The following is a 13532-nucleotide window of genomic DNA, read 5'->3' as shown; positions in this document are numbered from 1 at the left end:
CTTATTAAAATATTCAATCTCGAGCCAACTATGAGCAATACTGTGACATCTGACCAAGCAGAAAACAACCATTATAACCCACAAGCGATAGAAGCGACGCAGCAAGCCAAATGGGCGACTGACAAGCGTTTCGAAGTTGATAATGAGCCAAGCGATAAACCGAGCCGCTATATGCTGTCTATGTTCCCGTATCCTAGCGGCAAGTTGCACATGGGTCACGTGCGTAACTATACCATCTCTGATGTCCTGAGCCGTTATTACCGTTTAAAAGGCTATGAGGTCATGCAACCAATGGGCTGGGATGGTTTTGGCCTGCCCGCAGAAAACGCCGCCATTGCCAATCAAACGCCGCCTGCTAAATGGACATTTGAAAATATTGATAACATGCGAGCACAGCTAAAATTGCTCGGCTTATCAATTGACTGGTCACGCGAGTTTGCCACTTGTAGCCCTGAGTATTACCAGTGGGAGCAGTGGTTATTTTTACAGTTATACAAAAAAGGCTTGGTCTATAAAAAGCTGGCGACGGTCAACTGGGATCCCGTCGATAATACTGTTTTAGCAAACGAGCAAGTCATCGATGGTAAGGGCTGGCGTAGTGGCGCGGCGGTTGAAAAACGCGACATCCCAATGTATTACTTTAACATCACCGATTACGCCGACGAGCTATTGGACGACTTGGATCAACTAGAAGGCCATTGGCCGGCTGAAGTCATCACCATGCAGCGTAACTGGATTGGTCGTAGTGCCGGTATGGAAGTGCATTTTCCTTATGAGATTGCTGGCGAAAGCAATACCTTGGATGTGTTTACGACGCGCCCTGATACCTTGATGGGCGTTACTTATGTCGCCGTTGCCGCAGAGCACCCGCTAGCACAATATGCTTCTGAACAAGACGACGTGATTGCTCAATTTTGTGCGCTGTGTAAAAAAGGCTCAGTCGCCGAAGCAGATCTCGCCAAAGCTGAAAAAATCGGTATGGATACTGGTCTTACCGTCACCCATCCGTTAACGGGCGAAGAAGTGCCAGTTTGGGTCGCCAACTATGTGCTGATGAGTTATGGTTCAGGCGCGGTGATGGCCGTACCTGCACACGATGAGCGTGATTATGAGTTTGCGACCAAGTACAATTTACCGATTAAGCAAGTCATTGATATTCCCACTGGTTATTTTGATGAGGTAGACGCGAACGCCAAAGCCAATAACATTGAAAGCAACCATGCTTATACCGAGCGCAATACCTTGGTCAATTCAGGCGAATTTGACGGGTTAGATTTTGAGCAAGCGTTTACAGCGATGCTGGCCAAACTTGAACCACAAAAATTGGCGAAGAAAAAAATCCAATACCGTCTCCGTGATTGGGGCGTCTCTCGCCAGCGCTATTGGGGCTGCCCTATTCCGATGGTCAACTGTGAGCATTGCGGCACCGTACCTGTCGAAGAGCAAAATCTACCAGTCGTTCTACCAACTGACGTTGTCCCTGATGGTCGCGGCAATCCTCTAAAAAACATCCCAGAGTTTGTCAATACGACTTGTCCAAAATGTGGTAACCCAGCTGAGCGCGAAACCGATACGTTTGATACCTTTGTCGAGTCAAGCTGGTACTACGCCCGTTTTGCCAGTCCAAACGATGCACAAAACATGGTCAACAAATCTGCTGCCAATAAATGGCTGCCTGTCGATCAATACGTAGGCGGTGTCGAGCACGCGGTCATGCATCTACTGTATGCACGCTTCTTTCACAAACTCATGCGTGATGAAAACTTGGTATCAGGTGATGAGCCATTTGCCAACTTGATGACCCAAGGCATGGTGCTTGCTGGCACTTTCTACCGCGTCAATGCCGACGGCAGTACGACTTACTACTTTACCGAAGATATCGATATTGATTACAACGAGCGCGGTCAGCCGATTAAGGCCCTCTTAAAATCAGACGGTCAGCCCGTGACCATTGGCAAAATTGAAAAAATGTCCAAGTCAAAAAACAACGGCGTTGATCCACAGATAACCATTGATAAGTATGGCGCTGATACCGTTCGCCTTTATACGCTCTTTACCGCACCTGCTGATCAAACCCTAGAATGGTCGGATGATGCGCTAAAAGGCCCATATAACTTCGTGAAAAAAGTCTGGCGTGTGGCAACTGAGCACAAGCAAGCACTAACCACAGCGAACTTGAGCCTTGAGACACTCAATAATGAAGCATTAAATACGGACGGCTTAAGCAAAGAAGCAAAAGCACTACGCCGTAAGACCCATGAAACCATCGCTAAAATTGATAAAGACTTAGGCGACCGTTTGGCACTCAATACGCCTGTCTCTAGCCTAATGGAGCTGGCTAACGAGCTGAGTAATTTTAAAGCAAGCAATGAGCAAGACCTACAAGTACAACATGAAGCTTTGATTGACCTGCTTATTATGCTATCGGTATATGCCCCGCACGTTGGTGAGCATTTGCTTGAACAGTTAGGGCTTGATACGGTCACCCTAGACTACCCTGTCGTCGACGAGAGCGCACTCGTACAGGATACGATCACCATGGTGGTACAGGTCAACGGTAAAATGCGTGGCAAAATGGATGTAGCACCAAATAGCGATCCAGAACAGCTAAAAGCGCAAGCGCGCGCGATTGATGGTGTGGCAAAATTCTTGACTGGCGACATCAAAAAAGAAATCGTCGTTCCTAATAAACTGGTTAACATCGTGGTTGCAGGCTAGATTTTTTAGGCTCAGTGACTTTTATTACTTTGGTTAGTACTCTGAGCCTTCTTATAATATCAGGATAACGATTATGTCGTATAAACATCGAGCAGCACCGTCGTCTCAAACCCGCTTAAGCAATAAAAACACTTCTGCCAAACACTCTAAATCTGGTGCGGAAAAACTGGCTGGTAGAAAAAAGCTAGCGGCGGTATTATTTGCTGCACTGCCAATGTTTGCAGTGCTAGGAGCAACTGCTGGTCTGAGTGGTTGCGGCTTTCAGCTACGTGGCTATGATGCGCCAATGCTGCTTGATGTCGCCAAAACAGCGGTGATTATCGAGGACAATCGCACTTCCTTTCCGCTTAAGCTACCATTAACCAGACGCCTAGAAATATTAGGCGTCGATGCCATTGATAATATGACCGCGGCTGACGTTGCTAGTAATAATAAACAAGTGGACGCGACAAAAATTTCTGCCATCACTATTAATAACGTGCGTTTTAAGCGTTATGAGCTGGTCGGTGTTTTGACAGAAATCCGCTTGGTGCTATCAGCTGATGTCAGTTATCAAACCACCGATAATGGCAAACCAGTTACGCTAAGCAACCCTATCCGAGTCGAGCGCAGCTATCAATACAATGAAGCATCGGTCAGCACCGATGATCAGCAAGGCGATCAAATTCGTGACTGGCTCTATGACAGTTTGGCACGCCGTATCACCGATCAATATGTTGCCATTTCTCTACCTAAAGTCAGCTCGACTGGGGTCAAAAAACCTGTACAAATCGGTGATGGCTCAGCATCAACCACGGTTGTCGTGCCAACTCCTTAGGTAACAAGGCGCAACCCCTTTCATATTATATATTTACGTCCATCCATCTGTGTACTCATAACCTATGCAAGATACCTTTATAAAAGCCTATCCGAAGCTACTGCAACCCTCCGTTGCAGTAGCTGGCTTGTGGCTGGCACATGGTGACGAGCCATTACTCAGCCAATGGCTTATCGATGCCATGCGCCCGCATTGGCGCGAACAGAATTATGCGATCAAGCGCATCGAACTCATATCAGTTAAAAGCTGGCAAGAAGTGCTATCAGAGCTGGGCAGCCAGTCTTTATTTGATGATGCCAGCGCACTCATCGTCACGGGCAACCATAAACCCGATAAGGCAGTCATCACCGAGCTAGAACGCTTTGCTCAGGATGCACAAACAGGGGCGCACAGTCACAGTCTATTATGGCTCACCCCAAAGCAAGACAAACGCGCTCAGAGCAGTAAATGGTTTGCGCCATTTACTCAATATGGGCACGTCATTGACTGCAATCTATATAACGAACAGCAGCGCCAGCAGTTATTGCAGATACAAGCCCAGCAATTTGGCCTAAAGCTGTCTCAAGACGCTTGGCAGCTACTGATGTCACATACTGAGCATCATTTATTAAGTGCTTATCAAACCTTATGGCGGCTGTCGTATTTATTTGCGCCGCAGTTGATGGCAAATAGTGACAATACCCCTCAAGAAGGCGGCCATCCTAACAAGCCTTTTACCAACGTCGCATTGGATATCAAAGACTTACAAGCAGCATTGGTCAGTGATGCCCAATTTAGCGTATTTGATTTATCAGATGCGATGCTTGCTGGTAATAGTGCACAAGTTGCCAAAATCATGTTTCAGCTCAAAGCCACCGACGAGCCAACCACCTTAGTACTGTGGGCAATCAGTAAAGACATGCGTCAAATTATGCAATTGATGGATGGACAAGACCCGCAAGCCCTCGGTATTTGGCGCAGCAAACAAGGCTTGTACCAACAAGCGTGCCGCCGTCAGTCACCAGCCCAGACTGCCGAATGGCCCGCCCTACTTTATCGCTGTGACCAAGCCATCAAAGGGCTTATTCGCCAGCCAGCGTGGGAGCTGTTATTACAGGCATCATTAGAACTATCAGGGCAAAGACTGTTTGCTACAAATTAACAGCTAAGCTTCGACTTTTGCCATTTAAAGCCATACTATTTAAAGCCGATCTTCATTGAAAATACTGGCTTATAAAAAACCACCTTCATTTAAATAATAACCATAAAAAAGTGGTGCTGGTATTAAAACACCGCACCACCTTTGAACAGCAACACTACTAGGGCGTGTCCTCATTTTGAAAATGGTGATAAAAATGAAATAAATCGTAGCTAAACAAGGAAAATAGTACAGTTAATATCGAGATATGAACCAGCTATTTGACGCAGTTTGGCAAAGATTTAGCTATTTTTAGCCCATTTAAAGTTTAATGCTCAGATTGAGGACACGCCCTAACTTACTTAAAACCAGCTTATTTAATGCTTTCTTCATCTGGCTTTTCTATAGTTGCAGCGTCAGTCTTAGAAGACTGAGAATTATCATCCTGACCTTGCAAACCCTCATTATTTACGGCATTAGCAGCCACAGATTTATTGTCTTGTTTACTATTTTGAATATCCACCAATTGCTCTTGCAGCTTAGTTTTAGAGCTTTGGATGGTATTACTGACAGATTTGCCACTATTTTCGATAAGCTGTTGCAAAGCTTCTGAATCGTCACGCTCAAAAAGTTTTATTTTTTCCATGAAATCTGGATCTTCTAACTCATAATAAGGGGCGATAGAAAATGATAACTTTTGCGCGATAAAGATGGTGGGTACACTATTTCGATAGCTATTGTAATTACGCACGCTGGCATTATAACGCTCACGGCGCTGCAAAATCGTTTCTTCCAAATTTTCAAGTTGACCCATCAGCGTTTGATAGGTTTGATTGGCTTTTAGGTCTGGAAACGCTTGGCTTAAGGCTTTCATAGAATCCATGGCTTGATTGCCTTTACTCACAGCTAAATGTGCTAACTTCTCATGCTCACCATAACCTTGAGCGATATCAATTACTTGATTGGCCAAGTCCACACGCTTTTTTAAGGCAGCTTGTAAGTTAGAAAGTTGTTCACGAATGGATTGCATGTCCGTCTGCAATCTATTATAAGTTTTTGCCACCCAAATCAGTATTGCAACCACAATTGCAACGATAATAATTAACCACATATCAAAAACACCTTGTCCGATTTATAATAATATAAACTTTTAGTAATCAAAATTCTAAAAATAGAAGCTTTTTCGTGGGTAATATTATACCCAAGTTCTATCTTTGAATGGCGCTAATTGATGATATGCCTAGCTAAACTGCCACAGTATTTCTTATTAACTATTAGTAATACAGAATGGTTTGCCTATTCCCTTAACCTTTCTTAAACTATTTGCCATTCCCTTTTACCCATGAAGTCTCTACTATAGCTATACTTGATTTAATTGTGATTGGATTGTTGTCATGCGCAAAATGAGCAAAAAGTCTGCTATCAAATGGGGCATTATTGCCTTAGTCGTCGTCGCTTTAGCGGCTCTAGCCTACAAAACTTTAAAACCAAAAAAAACCACACCTAACTATCTAACCGCAACTGCTGAAATTGACGATATAGAAAATAACGTCATGGCCTCTGGTAAAGTCAAAGCACTGAATACGGTCGATGTTGGTGCACAGGTATCTGGTGAAGTGACACGGCTATTCGTTGACGTCGGTGATCAAGTACAAAAAGGTGATTTGATTGCGCAGATTGATCAGGTCACCCAAAAGAACAATCTAAGCAATGAGCAAGCCAGCCTTGAACAAAGTGAGGCTGCCCTACAAAGCGCACGAGCAGAATCCTTAAGTCGGCAAGCAGGCTTAAAAAGTGCCTATGCTGACCTTAATAGCCGCCAGTCGGATTTAAAACAAGCGCAGTCTGACTTTACTCGCCTGCAATCACTGGTCGCTATCGACGCCATCTCGCAACAGGAATACGATACGCAAGCGACTCGGGTAGAAACCGCTAAAGCAGCGGTCACCAACGCACGTGCGGCTATCGATACCGCCAAGGCAGCCATTGCTACGACAGAAGCCAACATCAACAGCCAACAGGCCGCATTACGTAAATCTCAAACCAACGTCAGTACTGCGCAAGAAGATTTAAGCTACACCACCATTCGCGCGCCGATGTCAGGGACAGTGGTATCGGTTACCACTGAACAAGGTACAACGGTTAACGCCAATCAAACCGCACCAACTATTGTGACCTTGGCAGATTTATCTACTGTGCGAATAAATGCGCAAATCTCAGAAGCCGATGTCATTAACGTCAAAGCAGACTTGCCGGTTTATTTTAATATTATCGGTAATCCTGATAAAAAATATGATGCAACCCTTAAAGCCATTGAACCTGCGCCTGAGAAGATTAGCGACACCAGCTCGACCGATGCAGCCATCTATTATGTCGGTTATATCGAAGTACCCAATACCGAGCGCCGCTTTCGTATCGATATGACCGCGCAAGTTTATATCGTTATCAATCAAGCAAAAGACGCGCTGCTTATTCCCTCTGCTGCTCTACAGCCTGCCAAATCCAATAGAAATCGAGGTGCTAAAAAAGAGTCTAACGCTGATAATAATACTGCCGCTAATCCTGATAGCGATTCTAACGCCACCATGGCCACTGTCCGCGTCCTTAAAGCCGATGGCGAAGTCGTTGAGCAGACAGTCAAAGTCGGTATCAATAACCGCGTTAATGCTGAAATCTTAAGTGGTCTTAAAAAAGGCGACGAGGTCATATTAGGTGAAGAAGGACCTAATAAATCTGGCGGTAGAGGTGGTCGTCCGTTTTAATTTTTAGTATTTAATAGAAGATAAATTGAAACAAAATCGACGCGAGCAAAACATCAGCTTTAGCTTTGATAATGACTTGAGATTTGAGATAAGCAGGATAGCAAATGAGCAACCAAGACCCGACTTCTAATGCCACTGTGACGCCCTTGATGGAAGTTAAAGGCCTGATTAGAGAGTTTCAAGCTGGCGAGCAGACCATTCGCGTATTGCACGATATCAACTTGACCATCAATCAAGGTGAAATGGTCGCTATTATTGGGCAATCAGGCTCAGGCAAATCAACCTTGATGAATATCTTGGGTTGTTTAGATCAAGCAACAGCAGGCGACTATCAAATCTATGGTCAATCGGTCAGCCGTCTAGATGCGGACGAGCTGGCTAAACTACGCCGTGAGCACTTTGGTTTCATTTTTCAGCGTTATCATCTGCTCGGTGATATTAGCGCTCGTGATAACGTCTCTGTACCTGCCGTTTATGCAGGGATGGATGGACAAGCGCGTAGTGACCGCGCCGAAAAGCTATTGTCAGATTTAGGGTTAGCGGACAAAGTAAATAATCGCCCAAGCCAGCTATCGGGCGGCCAACAGCAGCGCGTTTCTATTGCTAGGGCACTGATGAATGGTGGTGACATCATTTTAGCTGACGAACCAACAGGGGCACTGGATAGTAAGTCGGGCGAAGATGTTGTCCAAATCCTAAAAGACTTAAACGCGCAAGGTCATACCATTATCATGGTTACTCATGACCCGAGCCTTGCCGCCCAAGCTGAGCGTGTGATTGAAATCAAAGATGGTTATATCATTGCTGATTATAAAAACGAAGACTATCAGCAAGTAGAACCGCAACCAGCACCTATAATAGACAAACATCGTAAAAGTGCCTTTAGCAGCTTTATCGATCGCTTATTTGAAGCCTTTAAAATGTCATTACTCGCCATGTGCGCCCATAAAATGCGCACACTATTGACGATGTTAGGGATTATTATTGGTATTGCCTCGGTGGTGTCAGTTGTCGGTCTTGGTAAGGGCTCACAAGCGCAGATTTTGTCCAACATCAGCTCACTTGGCACCAATACCATCACCGTCACCGACGGCTACCCATACGGCGATCCTAGACGACAATACAATGATGATAATTTAACCCCACAAGACGCGCAAGCGGTCGCCGATCAGCCTTATGTTGTCAGTGTCAGCCCGCAGCTTAATAGCAATATGAACGTCCGCTATCGTAATGTTCAAGAAGCGGCCAGTATTAGCGGCGTTGGTAAAGACTATCTTGATGTCAGCGGTGAAACATTGGCAATGGGTCAAGGCTTTGAGGAACAAAGCATTTTACGCCGTACCCAAGACATCATTATTGATTCCAATGCCAATAAGACTTTTTTCCCTGATAATACCAATCCTATCGGTGAGGTATTACTAATAGGTAGCGTTCCTGGGCGCGTTATTGGTGTATTAGAGCCAAACGATAGTGGCTTTCGTAGAGGTGCAGACTCGCCCACCTTATATATGCCCTATACCACCATGATGTCACGCCTGATAGGTAGCGCTTATATTGAAAGCTTTGTGGCACTGATTGATAACAATATCTCCTCCTCTGCTGCCGAATCAGCCATCTCTGAGCTCATGCAAAGCCGTCATGGTACCGATGACTTCCGTATACGTAACTCCGACTCTATTCGTCAAACCATTGAGTCGACCACCGCGGCTATGACCTTGCTGATTTCATCCATCGCCATTATCTCGTTAATTGTCGGCGGTATTGGGGTTATGAACATCATGCTGGTATCAGTAACTGAGCGCACCAATGAGATTGGCGTCCGTATGGCAGTCGGCGCGCGTCAAAGCGATATCATGCAGCAGTTCCTTATCGAAGCCGTTTTGGTCTGTATCTTAGGTGGACTGTTGGGTATTGGCATGGCGTTTGCCATCGGCGAGCTGATTAACCGGGTCGGCGGTGACAGCTTTCAAGTCATCTATTCATCAACTTCTATTATTGCCGCTTTTGTTTGCTCAACACTCATTGGTGTTGTTTTCGGCTTTTTACCGGCACGTAACGCTGCCAAGCTAGATCCAGTAGAAGCGCTATCTAGAGATTAGATGATTATTAATGACGATATTGAAAACTTCACTGCTAAAGGCTAAAATAACTAGCAATCTAAGTAGCTAAACCCCCAGATAAAGCTGCTATTTAAAAAGATTATGATTAATTACGTAGGATTTGCACTTTTTTTATAATTCGGGGTTGTAATTGTCTTAATTATATATATAATGTGCTCTCACGTTTAGAGATACAAACAATCTAAACGGGTAAACAAGTTTGTTGCCTCTTTTGATATTGAAGCTTTCATAGATAAAGAAATCAGGCTTGAAGAAAACCATTAGGACCGATAGCTCAGTTGGTAGAGCAGTTGACTTTTAATCAATTGGTCCCGCGTTCGAGTCGCGGTCGGTCCACCATGTTTAGCAGTACACTTATTAAGTATTTTGCCTACTCGGCATTGGCTTGATAATTTTAGTTTTAAAGAATCTTATTTAAATAAGGTTCTAGTTCAACCCTAGTGTTGATATCGAGTTTTTTAGAATTTACGAAAATGTAAATTCTCTTGCGCTCGGACGAAGCAATGCTTCGTTCTATCCTCGCTCAGGACCGATAGCTCAGTTGGTAGAGCAGTTGACTTTTAATCAATTGGTCCCGCGTTCGAGTCGCGGTCGGTCCACCATATTCAAAAGCCCAGTCATTTATTTGATTGGGCTTTTTTTCGTCTATTGTTCTAGGCTGTGTCCTCATTTTAAAAATGGTTATAAAAATGAGGACACGCCTTAGAGTCGATAAAATAAATACGTTATATTGTGATTTGAGACTGCAAAAAACTCACTTCTGTCTCACTGTATCGTTTTTTATATTGAACTAATTATTTACGATTGCGTTTAAAAACACTAAAATCAGCATCTTTTCGCCACAGCAATTTATGCTTAATGGTATCTTTAATCGTACGCGGATGCTTAGGCGCTTGAGCAATCAGCATATCAAAAGTCGTCTCATCTATTGCCAGCTCACGACCATGAGCCATCATCACATTGGACGGTTGTAAATCTTTTATTTTTTGAAGTGACTGAATATACACTTTAGGATCATAAATTGGAAAAGGCGCCACAAATTTGTGGCTCAGTTTAATAATCAAATCAGCGGTATATACTTGCCGGCTAGGTACATGAAATAGCGACAAATCACGGTCTGTATGCCCTGGTGTTTCCAATACCTGCCAGTCATCAAACTGCGGAATAGTATCACCATCATTGACTGTCAAATCAGGCTGCAAGTGCGCTGGATACCACAGCTTTCTAAAAGAGCGACCTTGGCGCTTAGCCACATAATGGGCAAGATTGATATCAACCAAATGCATGGCATGTCCCCCGATTCCACCATACCATTGATTTTTTTTATCCGCAGAGATAATCTGGCAGCCTGTTTTCTCTCTAAATTGATGTGCACCACCTGCATGATCTGGATGCATATGGGTGACCATGACGACTTTTAAATCCGTTACTGGTCTTTGCAAAGTCGTTCTAATATAGTCCAATACCATCGATACGTCAGGGCGGCAAGCACCGTCTAATAGCATAATTTTATTTGGATACACCGCAAGGTACGTACTTTGAATATAACCATCTAAGCGTACGATATTACATAAACTCATTTATCTTCCTTGACCTCTTCTCAGTCATTCTTGTGATACTCTTTTTATTCGTTGATTAAACTAGCGCGCCTTAGTATAACGCCCGTTATTTTAAAATAAATGATTTTGAGTGAACGCTTGTGACCATATTTCATAAGTGTTTTATTATTTCTATAATGACTCTATAGTTAAAATACTTTAAAAACGCTACCTGCAGTACGTGATGTAGCGATATTACTTCTCACTGACTATACATAGCTATCCTATAAAAATTTATCTTTATAACAATAAAAAACCCAGCACGTAGGCTGAGTTCTTTGTTTAGAAATTTAGATTAAAAAACTAAGCAAGATCTCGAACTTTTGGCTCGCGCTCCCACAGACGTGATTTGGCATTTTCAATGAAAGCATCTAAGTCCGCCAATGGCGTTACAAACGCATCTTTTTCAATGGGTAACTTACTCAGAATAAACTCATCGGTCGCGCCGCAATAAGCAATAGCTTTACAATGTGCATAAGCATCTGTAAACCAATCTAACGCTGCGCTGTCTTTAGCCAGCTTCTTGGCTTGCTCAGGCATGATGATACTAACCACCGCATCAAACATCACTGACGGACCACCAGAAACGCGTTCATCAGCTTGTATACGTGTATCATCGTCCAAGACAACTTCTTTACTTGGTGCGACAATTTTTACTCGAGCGCCCTGCTCTTTGGCTGCATCTTCAAACTTCTTAATTTCGCTATGCTTCGAGCCTTCTGCCACCAAGATACCAATTAAGCGACTTTTTAAACTCTTTGGCGTACGACCAATGGTCTGTAACGCATCCGATGTCGCCATATCTTGTACCGGCGCTGCTGGTTCTGCCGCTTTTGGTAATTCCATACCCAGAGCGCTAGACACGCGCTTAGCCAAGTCTTCATCGATATTACGTAGATGGCTAAGCATCCGCGTACGCACATGTGCGGTATCTACTTTACCCAGCTCAAATGCGTAGGCAGAGGCAATATGGGCTTGTTCAGCGGGTGTTTGGCTGCGATAGAACATACGCGGCTGGCTATAATGATCGGCGAAGCTTTCGGCACGCACGCGACCTTTAACGCCATCGTCTAGCTGCTCATGGAACGACTCAAAGCCTTTTTTGACGCTCTCGCGCGGTCTCGTTGTATCTAGGCTTTGTGGCTCATAAAGGACACGAGTTTTTGGCACTTGCATCTGCATATGACCATCTTGCTGATTATTAGCAAATGGACATTTTGGCGCGTTAATGGGAATTTGAGCAAAGTTCGGTGAGCCTAAGCGCGTAAGCTGGGTATCCAAATAGCTAAATAGGCGACCTTGTAATAGTGGATCATTACTAAAATCGATACCTGGTGGCAAATGCGACGGACAGAACGCCACTTGTTCCGTTTCAGCAAAGAAGTTATCTGGATAACGGTTTAGCACCATTTTACCTACTATTTTTACTGGCACTAACTCTTCTGGAATCAGTTTGGTCGCATCTAGGTGGTCGAACGGAAACTTATTGGCTTCTTCTTCGGTAAATAACTGTACGCCAAATTCCCACTCTGGATAATCGCCATTATTAATCGATTCGAATAAATCACGGCGATTGTAATCGGGATCTGCCCCAGAAATTTTAACCGCTTCATCCCAAGTGAGTGACTGCACACCAAGGACTGGCTTCCAGTGGAAACGCACAAAGGTGCTTTTGCCATCTTTGTTGATAAAGCGATAACTATGGATACCAAAGCCTTCCATCATCCCAAGGCTACGTGGCAGCGCGCGATCACTCATCAGCCAAATAACATTATGCATGGTCTCAGGGCTCAGCGATACAAAATCCCAAAAGGTATCGTGCGCCGATGCCGCTTGCGGAAAACCGCGATCAGGTTCTGGCTTCACAGCATGCACGAGATCAGGGAACTTCATTGCATCTTGAATAAAGAAAATCGGCATATTGTTACCGACGATATCCCAGTTGCCCTCTTCGGTATAAATTTTCACCGCAAAACCACGAACATCACGTGGCGTATCTTTTGAGCCTTTATTACCAGCAACCGTAGAAAAACGCGTGAATAATGGCGTCTGCTTACCGGTTTCTGTCAAAATCTTTGCAGTGGTATACTCTTCGAGCGATTCAGTCAGCTCAAAATAACCATGTGCTGCACTACCACGCGCATGCACAATACGCTCAGGAATACGCTCATGGTCAAAATGATTTATCTTTTCACGTAATACAAAGTCTTCTAACAGCGTTGGTCCACGAGCACCAACCTTAAGTGAGTTTTGATTATCAGAAATAACTACCCCTTGCTGGGTCGTCATGTCTTTGGTGTCATCACCTGCACGCTGATGGGTTTCACCACCGTTGCCACGTTCGGTATTCATATCTTTAGCGGGGTCAGTATGATCAATATTCTTATTCATAAAATATCC

The 13532-nt window shown here is 44.2% G+C and carries 8 protein-coding genes and 2 tRNA genes; 7 read left to right on the top strand and 3 right to left on the bottom strand.

Translation table 11 applies throughout. The annotated features are described in order from the left end of the window. Positions 1 to 30 precede the first annotated feature (30 nt). The 3 genes from leuS (at position 31) to ACT3TU_RS04805 (ending at position 4676) form a co-directional block, all read left to right on the top strand. Complete coding sequence (gene leuS, locus ACT3TU_RS04815) at positions 31 to 2718, top strand: leucine--tRNA ligase (RefSeq protein ID WP_192523256.1); 2688 nt, start codon at positions 31 to 33, stop codon at positions 2716 to 2718. A 73-nt stretch (positions 2719 to 2791) separates the two neighbouring features. After that, positions 2792 to 3535, top strand: coding sequence for an LPS-assembly lipoprotein LptE (locus tag ACT3TU_RS04810; RefSeq protein ID WP_225735215.1), 744 nt, complete (start codon positions 2792 to 2794; stop codon positions 3533 to 3535). Between the two features lie 64 nt (positions 3536 to 3599). After that, positions 3600 to 4676, top strand: a complete 1077-nt coding sequence (locus ACT3TU_RS04805) for a DNA polymerase III subunit delta (protein ID WP_192523255.1) — start codon at positions 3600 to 3602, stop codon at positions 4674 to 4676. 349 nt (positions 4677 to 5025) lie between these two features. Here the strand turns inward: ACT3TU_RS04805 and ACT3TU_RS04800 are convergent, their stop codons facing one another. Then, the gene (locus ACT3TU_RS04800; protein WP_192523254.1) at positions 5026 to 5763 is read right to left on the bottom strand and encodes a LemA family protein; all 738 of its coding nucleotides are present in this window, start codon (positions 5761 to 5763) and stop codon (positions 5026 to 5028) included. A 283-nt stretch (positions 5764 to 6046) separates the two neighbouring features. On the opposite strand from ACT3TU_RS04800, the gene ACT3TU_RS04795 reads away from it, so the two are divergent. The 4 genes from ACT3TU_RS04795 to ACT3TU_RS04780 all read left to right on the top strand — a co-directional run bounded on the left by ACT3TU_RS04795 (position 6047) and on the right by ACT3TU_RS04780 (position 10136). Next, positions 6047 to 7414 carry an efflux RND transporter periplasmic adaptor subunit gene (locus tag ACT3TU_RS04795; RefSeq protein WP_192523253.1) on the top strand — a complete coding sequence of 456 codons (1368 nt, stop codon included), beginning with the start codon at positions 6047 to 6049 and terminating at the stop codon, positions 7412 to 7414. Positions 7415 to 7518: 104 nt separating this feature from the next. Beyond that, on the top strand, positions 7519 to 9513 hold the full coding sequence (locus ACT3TU_RS04790; protein WP_444784074.1) for a MacB family efflux pump subunit: 1995 nt from the start codon (positions 7519 to 7521) through the stop codon (positions 9511 to 9513). Between the two features lie 284 nt (positions 9514 to 9797). Further along, positions 9798 to 9873: transfer RNA gene (locus ACT3TU_RS04785), tRNA-Lys, on the top strand. Positions 9874 to 10060: 187 nt separating this feature from the next. Continuing rightward, positions 10061 to 10136, top strand: a tRNA-Lys gene (locus ACT3TU_RS04780). Between the two features lie 192 nt (positions 10137 to 10328). On the opposite strand, the gene ACT3TU_RS04775 is transcribed toward ACT3TU_RS04780, so the two are convergent. Together ACT3TU_RS04775 and ACT3TU_RS04770 are read right to left on the bottom strand one after the other, a co-directional pair. Next, entirely contained in the window at positions 10329 to 11114 is a 786-nt protein-coding gene (locus ACT3TU_RS04775) for an MBL fold metallo-hydrolase (RefSeq protein ID WP_192529034.1), read from the bottom strand. Positions 11115 to 11435: 321 nt separating this feature from the next. Further along, entirely contained in the window at positions 11436 to 13523 is a 2088-nt protein-coding gene (locus ACT3TU_RS04770; RefSeq protein WP_192529033.1) for a catalase, read from the bottom strand. Between the last annotated feature and the right edge of the window lie 9 nt (positions 13524 to 13532).

The organism is Psychrobacter sp. AOP3-A1-26 (genome assembly GCF_052378235.1).
Taxonomy (GTDB): domain Bacteria; phylum Pseudomonadota; class Gammaproteobacteria; order Pseudomonadales; family Moraxellaceae; genus Psychrobacter.
The sequence above is the reverse complement of the archived record's forward strand: the minus strand, read 5'-3'. Positions and strand labels throughout refer to the sequence as shown.